We start from the raw sequence: 20,756 nt of genomic DNA, 5'->3' as shown, positions 1-20,756 counted from the left end.
GCCGGGTGCCGGGCACCGCAACGTCCCAGGGGCGCGGGGAACTGCGCGGCCAGCCACATACGACCCGCACCCAACGACGAACCCGAACCCCGCAGACGCTAAAGCTCCGCCAGCAACTCCGCCTTCTTCGAAGAGAACTCCTCGTCCGTCACCAGCCCCGCCTGATGCAGCTCCCCGAGGTGCCGTATCCGCTCGGCGATGTCCGCCGGATCCCGTCGAGGCGCCGGCACGGGCACGGGAACCGGGGCGCCCGCGCCCTGCTCCCGCACCGCCGCCAGCACCGCCGCGGCGAACGGCAGTGACTCGTGCACCGGCCCGTACCCGAGCCCGAACACGACGGCGGCGGGATCCTGGTCGGCCTGCGGAACGGCCGGCGCGGCGGCCGTGGCGGACGCGTCCCGCGGCAGCAGCCGGAGGTGCCCGTCGAACAGCTCGGGGGAGCGCCACTCCACCCCGCCCAGGCCGGCGACCGGGAACGTCTGGTCGCCGGCCTTCCACTTCGCCGACGACGCGCCGGTCCAGAACCACCGGAAGGAGACCGACGTGCCGTCGAAGGACGCCTTCCCGTCGTACGCCTTGAAGTGCAGCGGCGCCTCGGGCGCCGTCACCAGGTACCGCTCGGTCTTGCCGGACTCGGTCAGCAGTCCGCGCAGCTCGTCGGCGTAGTACTCCGCGAGTACCTCCCGTTCGGCGGGCAGCACCAGCCGGTACGGGTCGCACCCTTCCTTCAGCTGCCCGGCCGCCGCCTCCATCAGCGGGTCGGCGCCCGGGCGCGGCTCGGCGCGCAGCACGACGGTGCCGCGCCTGCCGGGCGTGAGCGTCACGCCGGCGATCGCCTCCAGGGGTACACGGCGTGCCCCCAGGGCCTGGAACAGCTTGGGTGTTCGAATCCCCCGTTCGTAGCGGATGAGCACGGAGTCGGACTCGAACTCCCAGGCGGCATGAAATCCGGCCAGTACGTCACCCATGCGGCTCATCGTATGCGGCACGAGCTCTTCCGTCCCCTCCCCGTGCAAACCGGAGTATCTGCACCTCTACGCGCGTCAGGCGGCCATCGCTCCGGACAAACCCGCCCGGCATGTGCCGTTCTCCACGGCGCAGGCGACCGTGCGGTATGCGCCAACGCCGATCTCCGCGAAGTTCCGCAGACTCTCCGTGCCCGGCACGAAGTAGCCGCTGTGTCCCTGGGCGCCCCGCGCGGACAGCACCCGTGCCCCGAACGCCGCGGACACCGGGTCCGCGCCGTGTCCGAGGCCGCCGACCTCCATGTACGGCACGTCCTGGATCCAGTCGTCGGCGTCCCGCATCGCCCACACGTGGGCGGAGGTGTTCAGGTGGGCGGCCTTCTCGACGCGCATGCCGGGGCTGCCGGCCACCGCTATGTCGGTCACCCGGACCGGCAGGCGGCCGGCGGCCAGTCCGCAGACCACCGAGCCGTAGCTGTGGCAGAAGAGGGAGACCGGGGCCCGGCCGGGGAGCGCCCGCAGCAGGGCGTTCAGCCGGACGGCGCCGTCCGCGGCGCGGGTCGCCGTGGCCGCCTCCATGCCGAGGCCGCTCGGCGAGGTGTAGTCGGCCCAGGCGATCACGGCCGTACGCGTGCCCGGGCTCGCCTCGTGCTCGGCCGCGTACAGCGACTCGGCCATGCCGGCGGGCGCCGAGTACTTGCGGTCGGTGCGCTGGAAGGTGAGCAGTTCGGTGTCCACGCCGGGCACGACGACGGACACCCGGTCGGCGCGGTTCAGGTTCCCGAACACCTCGGCGACCTTGCCCGAGCCCGCCGGGTCGAAGGCGAGGACGCGGCGGTCGGGGTCCAGCAACGAGTCGTAGCGGTGTGCGCGCCGGGCCGCCTCGCGCTGCCCCGACGGGGACAGGCGTTTGTCGTGCATCCGCAGTCGCTCCACCGCGCGGGCCTTGGTCAGCGCCGCCCGGTTGGCGAGGTAGCGCACGTCCACGGGGGCGCCGTTCATGTTGCCGACGGCGAGGGGGTAGCGGCGGGCCAGGCTCGTGCGCTGCCAGTCGGAGAGCGAGGCGAAGAAGCGGGCCAGGCGGGCGGGAGCCGACTGCGCGTCGGGCAGCCGGCGTCCGTCGATCCGGCCGTGCTCCCAGGCCGTGACCGACGCTTCGAGTGCCGTGGGTCCCCGCTGGTTGCGCAGGGCGGTCCACCCGGTCGTCGCCAGCATCACGAACACCACGGCCAGGGCGAGCAGTGCGCGCCAGACGTTGAGCTGCGGGGAGGTGTCGAAGGAAGTCACTGGGAGGACACACTAGGAGAACGGGACGGTCTCGCGTGAATGCAGTGACACGGATCACGTTTTGGTCTTCCGTTACGGGGTTCCTACGGGGTGCCCCCGGTCCCCCCGGCCTGTCGGCGGCCGGCCCGCCAGTCGCCGGCGAGGGCGGGCCCGACCTGGTCGAGGTAGGCGGAGGTCAGCTCGCGCAGCGCCGCGAGGCCGGCGTCGTCGCGCGTCGACCAGATCCGTTCGGTGACCCGCATGACCGCCCCGAAGACGGCCACGACCACGCGGGGCCGGGGGTCCGCGTCGACGTCGAGGTGTTCGCGGTCGGCGACGACGCGGGCGATCTCCTCCTCCAGCTCGGTGGCGCGCCGCAGGTGGGCGGCGAGCAGGGCGGGCGTCGACTCGATCACCCGGTAGAACCGCATGTGCAGCTCCAGCGGAACGAGCTGCTCGACGGCCTCCCCGATGGTGTCCCAGCTCTCCACGAGGGCGTGGCGCAGCGCGTCCAGGGGCGCCTCCTCGGGCGGCCGGCGGCGTACGGCGTCGACGAAGTGCCACTCCGCGAGCCGTGACACGAAGAAGGCCGCCTCCTCCTTGCTGGCGAAGTAGCGGAAGAAGGTGCGCTGCGAGACCTCGGCCGCCTCCGCGATGTCGTCCACGGTCGTCGCCTCGTAGCCCCGCGCCGTGAACAGCTCGAGGGCGGAGCGCAGCAGGGTGTCCCGGGTGCGCTGTTTCTTCCGCTCGCGCAGACCCAGCGGGGGCGCCGTCTCCGCCATGTTCAAAGGGTCGCTCCTCGGGTCGGCTCCGGCGTGTCGCCGCGCTGTCGTTCTCGCGTCGTTTCCGCAGTTCAGGCTAGCCGCAGATGTCCTGTCAGTTACCGACTGGTGAAACCGTTTGTCAACTGTCAGCGGCTGTCATTAGCCTCCCCGGTATGACTAGTCAGACCACCATCGACAAGACGGGACCGGGGGACGGACCGTCCACCCCGTCGGGCCCGGCGCCGGCCTCGGGGTTGCGCGGACACCCGTGGGTCACCCTCATCACCGTCGCGGTCGGGGTCATGATGGTGGCCCTCGACGGCACCATCGTGGCCATCGCCAATCCGGCCATCGGCAAGGACCTGGGTGCCAGCTGGTCCGAACTGCAGTGGATCACCAACGCCTACTTCCTCGCCCTCGCGGTCTCCCTGATCACCGCGGGCAAGCTCGGTGACCGCTTCGGCCACCGGCAGACCTTCCTCATCGGCGTGGCCGGCTTCGCCGCGTCCTCGGGAGCCATCGGGCTCTCCGACAGCATCGCCGCCGTCATCGTCTTCCGTGTCTTCCAGGGGCTGTTCGGCGCCCTGCTGATGCCGGCCGCGCTCGGCCTGCTGCGGGCCACCTTCCCGGCCGAGAAGCTCAACATGGCCATCGGTATCTGGGGCATGGTCATCGGCGCCTCCACCGCGGGCGGCCCGATCCTGGGCGGCGTGCTGGTCGAGCACGTCAACTGGCAGTCGGTGTTCTTCATCAACGTGCCGGTCGGCGTCCTCGCCGTGGTGCTCGGCGTACTGATCCTGCTCGACCACCGGGCCGAGAACGCCCCGCGCTCCTTCGACGTCGTCGGCATCGTCCTGCTGTCGGCCTCGATGTTCTGCCTGGTGTGGGCGCTCATCAAGGCGCCCGAGTGGGGCTGGGGCTCCGGGCAGACCTGGCTGTTCATCGCGGTGTCCGTGGTGGGCTTCGCCGCCTTCTCCTTCTGGGAGACCAAGGTGAGGGAGCCGCTGATCCCGCTGGCGATGTTCCGCTCGGTGCCGCTGTCGGCGGGTGTCGTCCTGATGGTCCTGATGGCCATCGCCTTCATGGGCGGTCTGTTCTTCGTGACGTTCTACCTCCAGAACGTGCACGGCATGAGCCCGATCGACGCCGGCCTGCACCTGCTGCCGCTCACCGCGATGATGATCGTCGCCTCGCCGCTGGCCGGCGCGATGATCACCAAGGTCGGGCCGCGCGTGCCGCTCGCGGGCGGCATGGTGTTCACCGCGGTCGCCATGTACGGCATGTCCACGCTCGAGAAGGACACCGGCAGCGTCGCGATGTCCGTCTGGTTCGCGCTGCTCGGTCTCGGCCTCGCGCCGGTCATGGTGGGCGCCACCGAGGTCATCGTGGGCAACGCCCCGATGGAGCTGTCGGGCGTCGCGGGCGGCCTCCAGCAGGCGGCGATGCAGATCGGCGGCAGCCTCGGCACGGCGGTGCTGGGCGCCGTGATGGCGTCCAAGGTCGACAGCGACCTCGCGGGCAACTGGACGGACGCGGGGCTGCCCGCGCTCATGCCGGACCAGGAGGAGCTGACGGCCCAGGCGGTGCAGCAGGGCATCGCGCCGGTGCCCGAGGGCGCCCCGGAGCAGATCGCCGCGAAGATCACCGACGTCGCGCACGACACCTTCATCTCCGGCATGAGCCTGGCGTCGCTCGTCGCCGCCGGTGTGGCCGCCGTGGCCGTGCTGGTCGCCTTCCTCACCAAGCGCGGTGAGAACACGGAGGCCGGTGCGGGCGTGGGCCACATCTGAGGCATTCCGGTGCGTCCCCGGCCCTGTTCGCCTATCCGGGTGACAGGGCCGGGGAACCCTCCCCTCCGACGGACCTCGCAGGTCACAGTGGGTCAAGTCCTCCGCAGGGCACGGAGGGCGAGAGGCTGCGGCGCGCTGCTGGAGGGGGGCAGCGCGCAGGCAGCCCGCTCCGGGCAGGCATGAGCCGCCGTGCGGGGGTACCCGAACTCCACGAGGAGTTCAGGGAGTTGATGATGGCGAGCTTCAATGCCGGATCGCGCAAGCACCCCCGCTCACGTGGCCGGACGTGGTCCCGGACCGGGCCGGATCGCGCGACCCTCGCCGTCGTCGGACTCGTCTGCGCGGTCGCCGGCTTCTTCGTGCTGGGGATCGTCCTCGGCCCCGCCGCGATCGTCTGCGGCCGGCTGGCCATGGGCCGTACCCGGGCGGGATCCCGCCCGGTCCCGGCCGTGGTCGCCCTGGTCCTGGGCGTGATCGACACGGTCCTCGCGATCATCTGGCTCGCCGGAGCGGCATCACCGGGCTACGGCGTGTTCTGACCCGGCACGGCGAGTGGCCCCCGGAGACGGTGGCCCGGGGGCTCGCTGCCGTCCGGACCGCTGCCCGTGGCGCCGGCCCCGGACGCGGCGGAGCCGTCGCCGGGGGGCCGCCGCAGCTCGGCCACCTCCGCCCGCAGCGCACGGACCTCTTCCGTCAGGACTCTGATCGCTTCCGTCTGACGTCGGCCCTCCACGTCGTCCCGCTCGAAGCGGGCGATGAACCACGCCGCGATGTTCGCGGTGACCACACCGAGCAACGCGATGCCGGACAGCATCAGCCCGACGGCCAGGACCCGGCCCATCGCGGTGGTCGGGGCCAGGTCCCCGTACCCGACGGTCGTCATCGTCGTGAACGACCACCACAGGGCGTCGCCCAGCGTCCGGATATTGCCGTCCGGCGCGCTGCGCTCCACCGACAGCACCGCCAAGGACCCGAAGATCAGCAGCCCGGCCACCGAACCGGCGACATACGTGGTCAGCCGGATCTGCGAGGCCATCCGCGCCCGCCGCCCCACCAGGAGCAGGGTGGAGACCAGCCGTAGCAGCCTCAGCGGCTGGAGCAGCGGCAGCGCCACCGCGCAGAGGTCCAGCCAGTGGGTGCGGACGAAGCGCCACCGGTCGGGGGAGAGCCGCAGGCGGATCAGGTAGTCGGCCGTGAACGCCCCCCACACCGCCCACTCGGTCACCAGGCAGGCCTGCCGTACGGCCGGGCCCGCCGAACCGTCCACGATCGGTACCGCGTAAGCGACGGCGAACAACACGGCCAGGGCCAGCAGAGGCCGCTGGCTGCGCCGTTCCCAGCGCGTCAGCGCCTCGTGCCGTCGGGTGTCCGCGTCCGTACTCATGGCGGCATCGTAGGCATCCCGCCCGGGCGGCGAGGTGGGCGGCGCCCCCGAGCCCGCCGCCCCGCGGACCGCCGGAGAGTCAGGCGTCTCCGCCCGCGACGCCGGGGTCGGCCGCCGCCACGTCCAGCAGCCGGTACCGGTCGATCGCCTGCTTCAGCACCGACCGGTCGACCTTCCCCTCCCGCGCCAGCTCGCTCAGCACCGCCACCACGATCGACTCGGCGTCGATGTGGAAGAACCGCCGGGCCGCCCCGCGGGTGTCCGCGAAGCCCCAGCCGTCCGCGCCCAGCGACTGGTACGTTCCCGGCACCCAGCGCGCGATCTGGTCCGGCACCGACCGCATCCAGTCGGAGACGGCCACGAACGGCCCCTGCGCGCCGGCCAGCTTCCGCGTCACGTACGGCACCTGCTGCTCCTCCTCGGGGTGCAGCAGATTGTGTTCCTCGCAGGCCACCGCCTCGCGCCGCAGCTCGTTCCAGGAGGTCGCCGACCAGACGTCGGCGCGTACGTTCCACTCCTCGGCGAGGATTCGCTGGGCCTGGACCGCCCACGGCACCGCGACCCCGGACGCCATGATCTGCGCCGGGATCGAGCCGCCCGTGCCCTCGCTGAAGCGGTGGACGCCCTTGAGGATGCCCTCGACGTCCACGTTCTCGGGCTCGGCCGGGTGCTGGATCGGCTCGTTGTAGACGGTGAGGTAGTAGAAGACGTCCTCGCCGTGCGGGTGCTGCTCGTCCGCCCCGTACATGCGGCGCAGGCCGTCCTTGACGATGTGCGCGATCTCGAACCCGAAGGCCGGGTCGTACGCCACGCACGCCGGATTGGTGGAGGCGAGCAGCTGCGAGTGGCCGTCCGCGTGCTGCAGGCCCTCACCGGTCAGCGTCGTACGCCCCGCGGTCGCCCCCAGTACGAAACCGCGCGCCAGCTGGTCGCCCATCTGCCAGAACTGGTCACCGGTACGCTGGAAACCGAACATCGAGTAGAAGACGTAGACCGGGATGAGCGGCTCGCCATGCGTGGCGTACGCCGATCCGGCCGCGATCAGCGAGGCCGTGCAGCCCGCCTCCGAGATGCCGTCGTGCAGCATCTGCCCGTTCGGCGCCTCCTTGTAGGCGAGCAGCAGGTCCCGGTCCACGGACTCGTACTGCTGGCCCAGCGGGTTGTAGATCTTCGCACTCGGGAAGAACGAGTCCATGCCGAAGGTGCGGTACTCGTCCGGCGCGATCAGCACGAACCGCTTACCGAGCTCCTTGTCCCGCATGAGGTCCTTGAGCAGTCGCACGAACGCCATCGTCGTCGCGATGGACTGCTGACCCGACCCCTTCTTCACGGTCGCGTACGTCTTGTCGTCCGGCAGGGCGAGCGGCTTCGACCGTACGACGCGGGTCGGCACGTAGCCGCCGAGGCCGAGCCGGCGGTCGTGCATGTACTGCATCTCCTCCGTGTCCCGGCCCGGGTGGTAGTACGGCGGCGGGCCGGACTCCAGCTCCTTGTCGGAGATCGGCAGGTGCAGCCGGTCGCGGAAGCGCTTGAGGTCGTCGACCGTCAGCTTCTTCATCTGGTGGGTGGCGTTGCGGCCCTCGAAGTTCGGACCCAGCGTCCAGCCCTTGATCGTCTTGGCGAGGATGACGGTGGGCTGGCCCTTGTGCTCGAGCGCCGCCTTGTACGCCGCGTAGATCTTCCGGTGGTCGTGACCGCCGCGCCCCAGGTGCAGGATCTGGTCGTCGGTCATGTTCTCGACCATCGCGCGCAGCCGGTGGTCGTCGCCGAAGAAGTGCTCGCGGATGTAGGCGCCGGACTCGGTGGCGTAGGTCTGGAACTGGCCGTCCGGGGTGGTGTTCATGCGGTTGACCAGCACGCCGTCGCGGTCCTGCGCGAGCAGCGGGTCCCAGGTGCGGTCCCACACCAGTTTGATCACGTTCCAGCCGGCGCCCCGGAAGACCGACTCCAGCTCCTGGATGATCTTCCCGTTGCCGCGCACCGGGCCGTCCAGGCGCTGGAGGTTGCAGTTGACCACGAAGGTCAGGTTGTCCAGGCCCTCGCGGGCGGCGATGGAGAGCTGGCCCAGCGACTCCGGCTCGTCCATCTCGCCGTCGCCCAGGTATGCCCACACGTGCGACCTCGACGTGTCCGCGATCCCGCGCGCGTGCATGTAGCGGTTCATGCGCGCCTGGTAGATCGCGCCGATCGGGCCGAGGCCCATCGAGACCGTCGGGAACTCCCAGAAGTCCGGCATCGAGCGGGGGTGCGGGTACGACGACAGCGCGTTCGGCGCCGCGGACTTCTCCTGCCGGAAGCCGTCCAGGTGCTGCTCGCTGAGCCGGTCCAGCAGGTAGGCGCGCGCGTAGATGCCCGGGGAGGCGTGGCCCTGGAAGAAGACCTGGTCGCCGCCGTCGCCCTCGTCCTTGCCGCGGAAGAAGTGGTTGAAGCCCACGTCGTACAGGGACGCCGAGGAGGCGAAGGTGGCGATGTGGCCGCCGACCCCGATGCCGGGCCGCTGCGCGCGCGAGACCATCACGGCGGCGTTCCACCGGGTGGCGTTGAGGATCTTGCGCTCGATCTCCTCGTTGCCGGGGAAGAACGGCTCGCTCTTGGTCGGGATGGTGTTGACGTAGTCCGTGCTGCGCATCTCGGGCACGGCCACGCGCTTCTCGCGGGCCCGCTCGATCAGCCGCAGCATCAGATACCGGGCCCGCTCCCGGCCGCGCGCGTCGACGGCGGCGTCGAGGGAGTCGAGCCACTCCTGCGTTTCCTCGGGATCGAAGTCAGGAACCTGACTCGGAAGGCCGCCAATGATGATCGGACTGCGATCACTGCGGTCGGATGCGGAAGCCACGCTGTTCCTTCGCTGTCAGAGGGCCACTTTGCGGGATGCTGCCTGATGCCGGATGCTGCCTGGTGTCTGCGCCGATTCCCCGCCGGATCCCCATCGTGTACCTCGCGGGGGGAAACGTCATCTGTACCGTGGGGTAACCGGTCCCCCCACGGGGGCCGGGGGCACGTTCATTCGAGTCTCGTACCCACACATGGTTCCCAAATACGCAAACGGGGCAGATAGGTGTGGTGTACGTCACCTTCGGTCTGGACGGCATGGCTGGAGTTGCGGCGACACGGCCGGGATCGTCACCGTTTCGGCGGTCCCAGTCGCCGGGTACTTGCGCGATCCGTCCCGCCCGTGTGGACTACGGCCAAGCTTCGCGCACGCGCGTGGCTGAAGACATCTACCGAACATGATCAGGAGGCAACCCGTGAGCGCGACCGCGGACCACGCGGAGGAGCGGACGAACCCTGCCGTCAGGCTGGGTTTCCAGCCCGGGCAGGTGGTCCAGGAGATCGGCTACGACGACGATGTCGACCAGGAGCTCCGCGAGGCCATCGAAGGCGCCGTCGAGGGCGAGCTGGTGGACGAGGACTACGAGGACGTGGCCGACGCCGTCGTGCTGTGGTTCCGTGACGACGACGGCGACCTGACGGATGCGCTGGTGGATGCCACCACGTACATCGAAGAGGGCGGGTCGATCCTCCTTCTGACGCCGAAGACCGGCCGTCCGGGGTACGTCGAGGCCAGCGACATCTCGGAGGCCTCGACGACGGCCGGACTGACGGCGTCCAAGAGCGTCAGCGTCGGAAAGGACTGGAGCGGCAGCCGGCTGGCGACGCCCAAGGCGGCCAAGTCCAAGCGGTAGCCGACCGGGCTCCGCACCACCGGACCCCGGACGGGCCGGCCGCCGTCGGCCCGTCCGCGGGTCCGTGATGATCCCTGCGTAGGGTGGTCCCAGCGAACCACCCTCTGAAGGGACGAACAGGACATGGCGCTCCAGGTCGGCGACAAGGCCCCCGACTTCGAACTCAAGGACAACCACGGCGCGACCGTCCGGCTGTCCGACTTCCGCGGGCAGAAGAACGTCGTGCTGCTCTTCTACCCGTTCGCCTTCACCGGCGTGTGCACCGGCGAGCTGTGCGAGGTGCGCGACCACCTGCCGCGGTTCTCCGACCGCGACGCCCAGGTGCTCGCCGTCTCCAACGACTCCATCCACACCCTGCGCGTCTTCGCCGAGCAGGAGGGCCTGGAGTACCCCCTGCTGTCCGACTTCTGGCCGCACGGCAACGTCTCGCGCGACTACGGCGTCTTCGACGAGGACAAGGGCTGCGCCGTCCGCGGCACCTTCATCATCGACCGGGAGGGCGTCGTCCGCTGGACCGTTGTCAACGGCCTGCCGGACGCCCGCGACCTTGACGAGTACGTGAAGGCGCTCGACACCCTGTGATCCGACGCTGTGATCCGACACCTGTGATCCGACACCTGTGATTTGTCGGCCGCAGGGCCTGCGGGGGGCGGGAACCCGTCACTAGGATCGGATCGTTGATCCGATATCCACGCACTACGGGGCTCCCCGCCCCTGGACACCAATGGAGGACTCGTGGGAGTCAGCCTCAGCAAGGGCGGCAACGTATCGCTGACCAAGGAGGCCCCCGGCCTCACCGCGGTCATCGTCGGTCTGGGGTGGGACATCCGCACCACGACCGGCACCGACTTCGACCTCGACGCCAGCGCGCTGCTGCTGAACAGCGGCGGCAAGGTCGCCAGCGACGCGCACTTCATCTTCTTCAACAACCTGAAGAGCCCGGACGGCTCGGTCGAGCACACCGGTGACAACCTCACCGGTGAGGGCGAGGGCGACGACGAGCAGATCAAGATCGACCTCGCCGCCGTCCCCGCCGACGTCGAGAAGATCACCTTCCCGGTGTCGATCTACGACGCCGAGAACCGCCAGCAGTCCTTCGGCCAGGTCCGCAACGCGTTCATCCGCGTCGTCAACCAGGCCGGCGGCGCCGAGATCGCCCGCTACGACCTCAGTGAGGACGCCTCCACGGAGACCGCCATGGTCTTCGGCGAGCTGTACCGGCACGGCGCCGAGTGGAAGTTCCGCGCCATCGGCCAGGGCTACGCCTCCGGCCTGCGCGGCATCGCCCAGGACTTCGGCGTCAACGTCTGAGCGACCTGAACCGCCGGGGCCAGCGCCCCGACCGTCCGGCGCCGCACGGTTTACGTGCGGCGCCGGACGCGCAGGAACACCAGGAACCATCACCCGGGGAGGGACAGCAACATGGGCGTCACGCTTGCCAAGGGAGGCAACGTCTCCCTGTCCAAGGCCGCACCGAACCTCACACAGGTACTGGTCGGACTCGGCTGGGACGCGCGCTCCACCACCGGAGCACCCTTCGACCTCGACGCCAGTGCGCTGGCGTGCAGCAGCGGCCGGGTACTCGGCGACGAGTGGTTCGTCTTCTACAACCAGCTCAAGAGCCCGGACGGCTCCATCGAGCACACCGGCGACAACCTCACCGGCGAGGGCGACGGTGACGACGAGTCGGTGATCGTCGACCTCTCGACGGTGCCCGACCGGTGCGACAAGATCGTCTTTCCGGTGTCGATCCACATGGCCGACGAGCGCGGCCAGACCTTCGGCCAGGTCAGCAACGCGTTCATCCGCGTGGTCAACCAGGCCGACGGCCAGGAACTCGCCCGTTACGACCTCAGCGAGGACGCCTCCACGGAGACCGCGATGATCTTCGGCGAGCTCTACCGCTACCAGGGCGAGTGGAAGTTCCGAGCGGTCGGGCAGGGGTACGCGTCGGGGCTTCGGGGCATCGCCCTAGACTTCGGAGTCAACGTTTCGTAAAGCCGCGTACGGCGCGGGGGAGCCCCGTACAAACACGATTGGGTAGCCAGTGGTTCTGAAAACCTTCGGGTGGTCGTTCGCGGTCACCGCGCTCGGCCTGGTGGCCGCGATCTTCTACGGGGGGTGGGCCGCTTTCGGCATCGTGGCGATCCTGTCCGTCCTGGAGATCTCGCTGTCCTTCGACAACGCGGTGGTCAACGCCGGGATCCTGAAGAAGATGAATGCCTTCTGGCAGAAGATCTTCCTCACCATCGGCATCCTGATCGCCGTCTTCGGCATGCGCCTGGTCTTCCCGGTCGTCATCGTCGCGGTCAGCGCGTCGCTCGGACCCATCGAGGCCGTCGACCTCGCTCTGACCGACAAGGACCGCTACCAGGAACTGGTGACGGACGCGCATCCGTCGATCGCCGCCTTCGGTGGCATGTTCCTCCTGATGATCTTCCTCGACTTCATCTTCGAGGACCGGGACATCAAGTGGCTCGGCTGGCTGGAGCGCCCGCTGTCCAAGCTCGGCAAGGTCGACATGCTGTCGGTCTGCATCGCCCTGATCGTGCTGCTGGTCTCCGCGATCACCTTCGGCGCCCACGCCCACCAGCACGGCGGCACCCACGCCGACAAGGCGGAGACTGTCCTGCTCTCCGGCATCGCCGGTCTGATCACTTACCTGGTCGTCGGCGGCCTCTCCGGCTTCTTCGAGGACAAGCTCGAGGAAGAGGAGGAGCGCGAGCACGAGGCGGAAGAGGCGGCCGAACGCGCGGGCAAGCCCAAGTCCGCCGTCAAGCTGGCCGGCAAGGCCGCGTTCTTCATGTTCCTCTACCTGGAGGTCCTGGACGCGTCCTTCTCGTTCGACGGCGTCATCGGCGCCTTCGCCATCACCAACGACATCGTCCTGATGGCCCTCGGCCTCGGCATCGGCGCCATGTACGTCCGGTCCCTGACCGTCTACCTGGTCCGTGAGGGCACCCTCGACGACTACGTCTACCTGGAGCACGGCGCCCACTACGCCATCGGTGCCCTGGCGGTCGTCCTCCTGGTCACCATCCAGTACGAGATCAACGAGTTCATCACCGGCATGATCGGTGTCGTCCTCATCGGCGCCTCCTTCTGGTCCTCCGTGCGCCGCAACAAGCGGCTCGCCGCGGCCGGGGGAGAAGGCGGCAAGGAGAGGGCGGAGGTCTCCTCCGGGGTGTGAAGCCCTTCTGTTCCCGGGCCGGGTTCGCCCCCGGTGCGCCCGCACCTCTGGTGTGAACGCGGCCCGGGTGAGGAACGCTCTCGACGGGGCGGCCGACGAGGACGACTCCTCGGGGCCGCCCCGTCGGGCGGTCCGCGGCCGGTGCGAGTGAACGTGGGGGCGGGAATGGGCTTCTTGGACGGTCTGTGGCGAGGACGCGAGTCCGAGTTCGACTCGGGCAGCGCGGCGACCAACGCCATCCAGCTGACCAAACGGCACAGCCAGGTCTCGCTGACCAAACAGGGCGCGGCGACCGGCAACCTCCGCATCAACCTCTCCTGGCGGATGCGGACCTCGGACATCATGGGCAACCAGCGCGAGAGCCTGCTGCGCCACCCCTTCAAGGCGCTCAAGCCCCCCGAGGTCGTGGGCCACAGCCAGAGCATGGTCAACGTCGACCTCGACCTCGGCTGCCTCTACGAACTCCAGGACGGCACCCGCGGGGTCGTCCAGCCGCTCGGCGGCTTCCTGGGCGACGTCAACGGGCCGCCGTACGTCAAGCTCAGCGGCGACGACCGGTTCGGCTCTGCCTCCGGCGAGACGATCTACGTCAACCTGGACCACAAGGACGCCATCAAGCGGTTGCTGCTCTTCGCCTACATCTACGACCAGACGCCGGCCTTCGACCGCACCCACGCCATCGTGACGCTCTACCCGAGCAACGGGCCCCGCATCGAGATAGGCCTCGACGAGCGTCACCCCCAGGCCAGGTCCTGCGCCGTGGTGATGATCGAGAACGTCAAGAACGAGATCCTCGTCCGCCGCGAGGTGAAGTTCGTGTACGGCTTCCAGGGTGAGCTGGACCGGCTCTACGGGTGGGGACTGCAGTGGGGCCGGGGGCACAAGAGCAAGGCGCAGCGCTAGGAACCCGGCCCGCGGCGTCCGGACCCGGACGCGGTGCGGGCCGGTGAGGCGACCGGTGGGGCACCAAGTCAGGCGACCGCCTACCGGCCGACGAACTGCGGCCCCTGCGGCGGCAGCCGGAAGTCCGGGTCGGGCGTCCCGGACGCCGGCGGCGGGTAACCGTAGCCGGACTGCGCGCCGGTGACCCCCGCCGCCGCGGGAGCCTGCGGGTACCCGTACGCGGGCCGGGCGGCCGGCTGCGGATATCCGTAGGCGGGCTGAACCGGCGGCGGCTGCTGCGGGTAGCCGTAAGCGGGCTGCGCCGGGACCCCCGCGGGCTGCTCCGGGGGCAGCGGGCGGGAGACCTCCGGGAGGGGCTGGACGGCCGTCGGCTCCTCGGGACCGACCGACGGCGCCGCGGGAGCGGGAGCGGACGGCTGAGCAGGGGCGGGCGGCGACGACTGGGCGGGCGTGTGCGGGGGCGTCTCCGGCCGTGGCGCCGACACGGGGTCGTCCGCCCCTTCCGACTCGTCCACCGAGATGCCGAAGTCGGTCGCCAGGCCCTTGAGTCCGTTCGAGTAACCCTCGCCCAGCGCCCGGAACTTCCAGCCTTCCCCGCGCCGGTAGAGCTCGCCGCAGATCAGCGCCGTCTCCTGGCCCGTCTCCGGCTTGACGTCGAAGTGGGCCAGCGGCTCCGCGTCGCCGGCCGTGGCGTCGTAGAGCAGGATGCGCAGCGAGGTGACCCGGTCGAAGGCGACGCCGTCGGCCGAGGCGATCAGCAGGATCCGGCCGACCGATGCCTCGACCCCGGTCAGGTCTGTCTGGATCGTGTCGGTCAGACCCTCGGCGACCCGCTTCTTGCCGAGCCGCCAGACCTGGCCCGAGGGATGCCGGGGCTGGTTGTAGAAGACGAAGTCCTCGTCGGAGCGCACGCGGTCGTCGGGCCCCAGCAGCAGTGCGGAGGCGTCGACGTCGGGGACCCCCTGCCCGGGAGCCCAGCGCAGCACGGCGCGTACCGTGGTGGCTTGCAGCGGGACGTTCGATCCCTTCAGCATCGCGTGCGTCATGCCGTCATCCTGCCTTCTCGGTCCTGGTCACGACAACGCGGGGGCGGGTACTCGGGTCGTGTCCGCGCAGCCCGGGTCGCCGTCGTCGACACGGCCGGGTTACCTGGAATTCATGCCCGGTGGGAACCGCCGACATGGTCACGTACGTACTATTACCGGCCACCTTGGACAGTTCACAGGTCGCCCAGACACCACGGGGGAGTATTCATGCGTCATTTCGGACAGATCGCCCCTGAAGTGCGGAAGCGTCTCTTCCATCAGGAGCCCTGCGCCTTCACGGCGGACTCCCCGGCCCGGCTGCTGTCCACGGCCCTGGGCGCGACGCTCTACAGCCCGGCCACCCGGCCCAGACTCGACGAGGACATCCTCAAGCAGGCCGCTCGGGGCGTGGTGTCCATGGTGCTGTGCCTGGAGGACTCGATCGACGACGCCGACGTACCGGTCGGCGAGGAGAATCTCGTCCGTCGGCTCAACGACCTGGAGAAACGTTCCGACGTCGACGTTCCCCTGCTGTTCGTCCGGGTTCGCACGCCCGAGCAGATACCCGACCTCGTGCGGCGCCTCGGCCCGGCGATCCGGCTGCTGTCCGGATTCGTGCTGCCTAAGTTCACCGAGACACGCGGCATGCCGTTTCTGGAGGCCCTCTCCGCCGCCGAGGCCGCCAGCGGGCACCGGCTCTTCGCCATGCCCGTGCTGGAGTCGCCCGACCTGCTGTACCGCGAGACCCGGGTGCAGACCCTGGAAGGCATCTTCCGCGCGGTCGACAAGTACCGTGACCGCGTGCTCGCCCTGCGCCTCGGCGTGACCGACTTCTGCTCCTCCTACGGGCTGCGCAGGGGCCCCGACATGACGGCGTACGACGTCCAGATCGTCGCCTCCGTGATCGCCGACGTGGTGAACATGCTGGCCAGGGCCGACGGCACCGGGTTCACCGTCACCGGACCGGTGTGGGAGTACTTCCGCGTCCAGGAGAGGATGTTCAAGCCGCAGCTGCGGCAGAGCCCCTTCCTCGAAGGGCAGGCCGTGGAACTGCGCTCGAAACTCATCGAACACGCCATGGACGGACTGCTGCGGGAGATCTCCCTGGACCGCGCCAACGGACTGCTCGGCAAGACCTGCATCCACCCCTCGCACGTGCTGCCGGTGCACGCTCTGTCCGTGGTCAGCCACGAGGAGTTCAGCGACGCCCAGGACATCCTGCGGCCGGAACGCTGCGGCGGGGGTGTACTGAGGTCGGCGTACACCAACAAGATGAACGAGGTGAAGCCCCACCGCGCCTGGGCCGAGCGGACGCTGCTGCGCGCCGAGGTCTTCGGGGTGGCCAACGAGGACATCGGCTTCGTGGAACTGCTCGCCGCCGGCCTGTCCGACTGAACACCCCGCTCGACCGAACGCAAGGAATCCATGACCGACGCAAGGGCCCACACTGCGGTGGACAACGGGAGGCACGAGTACATGACCGAGAGGGCGCGCGCCGACGAGCGAGCCGGAGTCTGGTCCGGCAGCTGGGTCGCCGAGCGGCTCGGCGTCGAACTCGCCGGCGACGACACACTGCCCGCCCTGCTGGGACTCGCCCTGCGCCGCAACCCCAAGCGGGCGCACCTGCTCGTCTCCAACGTGCTCGGCAAGCACGTCCCGCAGTCGCCCTCCGTCGTTCACGGCCACGGCGTCACCCTCGGCCGCCGCGTACGCGACCTGCTCGGTGCCGAGGCCGCCGAGCGCGCCGTCGTCCTCGGCTACGCGGAGACCGCCACCGGCCTCGGCCACTCGGTCGCCGACGGCCTCGGCACCGCCCCGTACCTGCACTCCACCCGCCGTCCGGTCGCCGGGGCCGCCCGCGCGGGCGGCTTCGAGGAATCCCACTCGCACGCCACGTCCCACCTGCTGCTGCCCGAGGACCCGGCGCTGCTCGCCGGGGACGGGCCGCTGGTCCTCGTCGACGACGAGTTCTCCACCGGCAACACGGTCCTCAACACCGTCCGCGCCCTGCACGAGCGCTACCCCCGCAAGCGGTACGTCGTCGTGGCCCTGGTCGACATGCGCTCGCCCGCCGACGCGGGCCGGCTGGAGGATTTCGCCCGGGAGATCGGTGCCCGCGTGGACCTGGTGACGGCCGCCTCCGGCACGGTCCGGCTGCCGGACGACGTCCTCCAGAAGGGGCAGGAACTGGTCGCCCGGTACGAGGCGCTCGCCGCCGGGCCGGCCGGCGAAAGCCGGGGCGCCGGGAAACCCGGGCTCGCGCAGTCCTCCCGCGACGGGGTGACCGGCGCCGACGCCACCGCACCCGGCCCGGACCGCGCGGGAGCCTCCGCACAGGGCGCCGCCTGGCCGCAAACGCCCGCTCCTGCTCCCACGCCGGCCCCCGGGACCGTCGCGCGCGTCGACCTGCACTGGCCCGCGGGCGTGCCGGACGGCGGACGGCACGGGTTCACGCCCGCCCACCGGGAGCGGCTGGAGGCGGCCCTGCCCGGCATGGCCGGCCGGATCGCCGAAGCGCTGCCCACCGACGCCCGGCGCGTGCTCGTCCTCGGCTTCGAAGAGCTGATGTACGCCCCCCTGCGCCTGGCCCGCGAGCTCGAGCACACGGTCGATGCCGACGTGCGCTACTCGACCACCACCCGCTCGCCCGTCCTCGCGGTGGACGACCCCGGCTACGCGATACGCACCCGCCTGGTCTTCCCCGCGCACGACGACCCGGCCGACGGCCCCGGCGAGCGCTATGCCTACAACGTCGCGGGCGCCGGCTTCGACGCCGTCGTCGCCGTCGTCGACTCGGCCGCCGACACCCCCGCACTCCACGCGCCCGACGGACTGCTGGCCCGGCTCGCCGCCCACTCCCCGCACGTCCTGCTGGCCGTGGTCCCGTCCTACCTCCCCCAAGCCCCGCATGCCTCGCACGCCCCCGAAAGGCCCCCCATGCTGCCCGAGCCCCTGCGCGGCCCCGACTTCTCCTCGTACGCCCCCGACGAGGTCGGCTGGCTGCTCCAGGACCTCTCGGACGTGACGCTGGAAGCTCCGACCGAGGAGCGCGAGGAGGCCATCCAGAGCGGCGGCGCCCACTACGCGGAGTCGCTGCCGGTGGAGTACCAGCCCAGCGAGCAGTACCAGGAACTGTTCCACGCGGCGCTGCAGACGTCCGCCGCCCGCCTGGCCCGAGCCGTCGGCGCCGTCACCGAGGTCGTGCTCACGGAGCGGTCCCCCCGCCCCGTCCTGGTGTCCCTCGCCCGCGCGGGCACACCCGTCGGAATCCTGATGCGCCGCTGGGCGCAGTACCGTCATGGTCGCGACCTCCCTCACTACGCGGTGTCGATCGTCCGGGGCCGCGGCATCGACGCCAACGCACTGCGCTGGCTGGCCGACCGCCACGACCCCGCCGACGTCGTCTTCGTCGACGGCTGGACCGGCAAGGGCGCCATCACCCGCGAACTCGCCGCCGCTCTGAGCGACTTCGAGTCCACCGACGGCGTCACCGGCTTCGACCCCGAGATCGCCGTGCTGGCCGATCCCGGTTCCTGCGTACGCACCTACGGCACCCGGGACGACTTCCTCATCCCCTCCGCCTGCCTCAACTCCACGGTCTCCGGCCTGATATCGCGCACCGTGCTCCGCGCCGATCTCGTCGGCCCGCACGACTTCCACGGCGCGAAGTTCTACCGCGAACTCGCCGGCGCCGACCTGTCGACGGCCTTCCTCGACGCCGTCACCGCCCGCTTCCCGGACGTCGCCGACACGGTCGACGCCCAGGTCAAGGACCTTCTCTCCGCCGACCGCAGCCCCACCTGGGAGGGCTGGGCCGCCGTCGAGCGGATCAGCGAGGAGTACGGCATCCACGACGTCAACCTCGTCAAGCCCGGCGTCGGCGAGACCACCCGCGTCATGCTGCGCCGAGTCCCGTGGAAGGTGCTCGCCCGAGCCGGCGCCGGCGCCGACCTGGACCACGTACGCCTCCTGGCGGACCAGCGGGGCGTCCCCGTCGAGGAGGTTGCCGACCTCCCCTACACCTGCGTCGGTCTGATCCACCCCAAGTACACGCGGGGCGCGACCGGCGCCGACGGCAAGGCGGTGGCGCTCTGATGCCGGTGCTCGTCGCGAGCGACCTCGACCGCACGCTCATCTACTCCGCCGCCGCGCTCGGGCTGACCATGCCCGATCTGCGGGCACCCCGGCTGCTGTGCGTCGAGGTCTACCAGAGCAGACCCCTCTCCTACATGACCGAGACGGCCGCCGGACTGCTGACCGAACTCGGCGACACGGCGGTCTTCGTACCGACGACCACCCGCACCCGCGCGCAGTACCAGCGCATCAACCTCCCCGGCCCGCCCGCCCGGTACGCGATCTGCGCCAACGGCGGCCACCTGCTGGTGGACGGCGTCTCCGACCCCGACTGGCACGCGCGGGTGACCGCGCGGCTGGCCGACGAATGCGCCTCGCTGGCCGAGATTCGCGACCACCTGATGAACACGGCCGACCCCCTGTGGGTCCGCAAGCACCGGGTCGCCGAAGACCTCTTCGCCTACCTCGTGGTCGAGCGCGAACTGCTGCCCGAGGACTGGGTGAAGGAACTCGCCGTGTGGGCCGAGAACCGGGGCTGGACCGTCTCCCTCCAGGGCCGCAAGATCTACGCCGTCCCCAAGCCGCTCACCAAGAGCGCCGCCGTGCGCGAGGTCGCCCGTCGCACCGGCGCCGATCTCACCCTCGCCGCCGGCGACTCCCTCCTCGACGCCGACCTGCTGCTCGCCGCCGACCGGGGGTGGCGCCCCGGTCACGGCGAGCTGGCCGACTCCGACTGGACGGCTCCGGCGATCAGCGCCTTGCCCGAGCGCGGCGTGCTGGCCGGTGAGCGAATTCTCCGGGAGTTCCTTCGCGCGGCGAATCCGGCTCGCTGACCCCGCCGCCACGGCCCCCGGCACCACCCCCGGTGCCGGGGCGGCCGTCGTCACTGGCCGGCGGCCGTATCTCCTGTCCTCCATCGCGTCCACGGCCCCGCCGGCGCTGTCCGCCGCCGGGCCGCAGCAGACGCATGCCTACGAAGACCAGCAGCGCCAGGGCGGCCAGGGCGAGGATCACCTTCGAATAGGCGGAGGCGATGCCCGACACCTCGGACCAGTTGTCCCCCAGCGCGTAGCCCGCGAGCACGAACACCGTGTTCCAGATCGCGCTGCCCAGCGTGGTCAGAGCCAGGAAGACGGGCAGCCGCATCCTCTCCACGCCTGCCGGCACGGAGATCAGACTCCGGAAGATGGGGATCATCCGGCCGAAGAAGACCGCCTTGGTCCCGTGCTTCTGGAACCACGCCTCCGTCTTCTCTATGTCCGACACCTTCACCAGCGGCAACTTGCCCGCTATCGCCACCGTGCGGTCCCGGCCGAGCAGGGCGCCCACCCCGTACAGGGCGAGCGCACCGATGACCGAACCCGCCGTCGTCCACAGCAGGACGGCGATCAGGTTCATCCGGCCCGAACTGGCCGCGAAGCCGGCGAGGGGAAGGATCACTTCGCTCGGCAGCGGAGGGAAGAGATTCTCCAGAGCGATGGCCAGGCCGGCGCCCGGTGCGCCGAGCGCGTCCATGAGGTCGTTGATCCACTGCGGAGCGGCACCGCTGTCCGCGGCCGTCTGCGCTGCGATGGCTGTCATGCCGACCACGCTAGAAAATCGCAGCTGAAGGGAGCCTGAGGAAGACCGCACGATCGTGTGCGGTGTACCGCAGGCGGGAATTGCGGTTTTCCGCAGTGTGCGTCGTGCCGGCGCCCGGCTAGCCTCGC

At 70.6% G+C, this 20,756-nt stretch carries 18 protein-coding genes; 11 read left to right on the top strand and 7 right to left on the bottom strand.

The features are described 5' to 3' along the window. Nucleotides 1-98: 98 nt before the first annotated feature. The 3 genes from ACFW47_RS02050 to ACFW47_RS02040 all read right to left on the bottom strand — a co-directional run bounded on the left by ACFW47_RS02050 (nucleotide 99) and on the right by ACFW47_RS02040 (nucleotide 3,013). On the bottom strand, nucleotides 99-968 hold the full coding sequence (locus tag ACFW47_RS02050; protein WP_386304407.1) for a DUF4429 domain-containing protein: 870 nt from the start codon (nucleotides 966-968) through the stop codon (nucleotides 99-101). A 75-nt stretch (nucleotides 969-1,043) separates the two neighbouring features. After that, nucleotides 1,044-2,252 carry an alpha/beta hydrolase gene (locus ACFW47_RS02045; RefSeq protein ID WP_386279097.1) on the bottom strand — a complete coding sequence of 403 codons (1,209 nt, stop codon included), beginning with the start codon at nucleotides 2,250-2,252 and terminating at the stop codon, nucleotides 1,044-1,046. Nucleotides 2,253-2,335: 83 nt separating this feature from the next. Continuing rightward, nucleotides 2,336-3,013, bottom strand: a complete 678-nt coding sequence (locus ACFW47_RS02040; protein WP_386304404.1) for a TetR family transcriptional regulator — start codon at nucleotides 3,011-3,013, stop codon at nucleotides 2,336-2,338. Nucleotides 3,014-3,168: 155 nt separating this feature from the next. Between ACFW47_RS02040 and ACFW47_RS02035 the strand changes: the two genes are divergently transcribed. Both ACFW47_RS02035 and ACFW47_RS02030 read left to right on the top strand, forming a co-directional pair. Further along, nucleotides 3,169-4,785: an MFS transporter gene (locus tag ACFW47_RS02035; protein ID WP_386304402.1), complete on the top strand. Its 1,617-nt coding sequence runs from the start codon at nucleotides 3,169-3,171 to the stop codon at nucleotides 4,783-4,785. 230 nt (nucleotides 4,786-5,015) lie between these two features. After that, nucleotides 5,016-5,324, top strand: coding sequence for a small hydrophobic protein (locus tag ACFW47_RS02030; RefSeq protein ID WP_386279472.1), 309 nt, complete (start codon nucleotides 5,016-5,018; stop codon nucleotides 5,322-5,324). On the opposite strand, the gene ACFW47_RS02025 is transcribed toward ACFW47_RS02030, so the two are convergent. Next, nucleotides 5,309-6,169 (bottom strand): potassium channel family protein, encoded by an 861-nt coding sequence (locus ACFW47_RS02025; RefSeq protein ID WP_386279103.1) that lies wholly within the window; start codon nucleotides 6,167-6,169, stop codon nucleotides 5,309-5,311. The two genes, ACFW47_RS02030 and ACFW47_RS02025, sit on opposite strands and share 16 nt — an antisense overlap. Before the next feature lie 79 nt (nucleotides 6,170-6,248). Continuing rightward, nucleotides 6,249-9,005 (bottom strand): pyruvate dehydrogenase (acetyl-transferring), homodimeric type, encoded by a 2,757-nt coding sequence (gene aceE / locus ACFW47_RS02020; RefSeq protein ID WP_386304400.1) that lies wholly within the window; start codon nucleotides 9,003-9,005, stop codon nucleotides 6,249-6,251. Between the two features lie 412 nt (nucleotides 9,006-9,417). Here aceE and ACFW47_RS02015 point away from each other — a divergent pair, with 412 nt between their 5' ends. From ACFW47_RS02015 to ACFW47_RS01990, 6 genes are all read left to right on the top strand, one after another. After that, nucleotides 9,418-9,855, top strand: a complete 438-nt coding sequence (locus ACFW47_RS02015) for a DUF3052 domain-containing protein (protein ID WP_386279108.1) — start codon at nucleotides 9,418-9,420, stop codon at nucleotides 9,853-9,855. A gap of 123 nt (nucleotides 9,856-9,978) precedes the next feature. Further along, nucleotides 9,979-10,437, top strand: coding sequence for a peroxiredoxin (locus ACFW47_RS02010; RefSeq protein ID WP_386279110.1), 459 nt, complete (start codon nucleotides 9,979-9,981; stop codon nucleotides 10,435-10,437). A gap of 153 nt (nucleotides 10,438-10,590) precedes the next feature. Then, on the top strand, nucleotides 10,591-11,166 hold the full coding sequence (locus ACFW47_RS02005; protein ID WP_219177445.1) for a calcium homeostasis/redox stress adaptation protein: 576 nt from the start codon (nucleotides 10,591-10,593) through the stop codon (nucleotides 11,164-11,166). A gap of 111 nt (nucleotides 11,167-11,277) precedes the next feature. After that, complete coding sequence (locus ACFW47_RS02000; RefSeq protein WP_386279112.1) at nucleotides 11,278-11,853, top strand: TerD family protein; 576 nt, start codon at nucleotides 11,278-11,280, stop codon at nucleotides 11,851-11,853. A 49-nt stretch (nucleotides 11,854-11,902) separates the two neighbouring features. Continuing rightward, complete coding sequence (locus ACFW47_RS01995) at nucleotides 11,903-13,045, top strand: DUF475 domain-containing protein (RefSeq protein ID WP_386279114.1); 1,143 nt, start codon at nucleotides 11,903-11,905, stop codon at nucleotides 13,043-13,045. Nucleotides 13,046-13,210: 165 nt separating this feature from the next. Next, nucleotides 13,211-13,948 (top strand): Tellurium resistance, encoded by a 738-nt coding sequence (locus ACFW47_RS01990; RefSeq protein ID WP_386304398.1) that lies wholly within the window; start codon nucleotides 13,211-13,213, stop codon nucleotides 13,946-13,948. Between the two features lie 80 nt (nucleotides 13,949-14,028). Here the strand turns inward: ACFW47_RS01990 and ACFW47_RS01985 are convergent, their stop codons facing one another. Then, nucleotides 14,029-14,994: a TerD family protein gene (locus tag ACFW47_RS01985; protein WP_386279118.1), complete on the bottom strand. Its 966-nt coding sequence runs from the start codon at nucleotides 14,992-14,994 to the stop codon at nucleotides 14,029-14,031. A 207-nt stretch (nucleotides 14,995-15,201) separates the two neighbouring features. Between ACFW47_RS01985 and ACFW47_RS01980 the strand changes: the two genes are divergently transcribed. The 3 genes from ACFW47_RS01980 to ACFW47_RS01970 are packed head-to-tail and all read left to right on the top strand — an operon-like array spanning nucleotide 15,202 to nucleotide 19,880. Then, a complete protein-coding gene (locus tag ACFW47_RS01980) occupies nucleotides 15,202-16,368 on the top strand; it encodes an HpcH/HpaI aldolase/citrate lyase family protein (protein WP_386304396.1) in 1,167 nt (388 codons plus the stop codon). A gap of 30 nt (nucleotides 16,369-16,398) precedes the next feature. Continuing rightward, nucleotides 16,399-19,068 (top strand): phosphoribosyltransferase, encoded by a 2,670-nt coding sequence (locus tag ACFW47_RS01975; RefSeq protein WP_386304393.1) that lies wholly within the window; start codon nucleotides 16,399-16,401, stop codon nucleotides 19,066-19,068. After that, entirely contained in the window at nucleotides 19,068-19,880 is an 813-nt protein-coding gene (locus ACFW47_RS01970) for an HAD family hydrolase (RefSeq protein ID WP_386279124.1), read from the top strand. Before ACFW47_RS01975 ends, ACFW47_RS01970 begins: the two co-directional genes overlap by 1 nt. Here ACFW47_RS01970 and ACFW47_RS01965 read toward each other — a convergent pair. Then, nucleotides 19,798-20,628 carry a DedA family protein gene (locus ACFW47_RS01965; RefSeq protein WP_386279126.1) on the bottom strand — a complete coding sequence of 277 codons (831 nt, stop codon included), beginning with the start codon at nucleotides 20,626-20,628 and terminating at the stop codon, nucleotides 19,798-19,800. The genes ACFW47_RS01970 and ACFW47_RS01965 overlap by 83 nt on opposite strands. Nucleotides 20,629-20,756 lie beyond the last annotated feature (128 nt).

Source organism: Streptomyces sp. NPDC058796, from assembly GCF_042745235.1.
Classification (GTDB): domain Bacteria; phylum Actinomycetota; class Actinomycetes; order Streptomycetales; family Streptomycetaceae; genus Streptomyces.
Note: the sequence above shows the minus strand (reverse complement) of the source record. Positions and strands in the feature narration are given on the sequence as shown.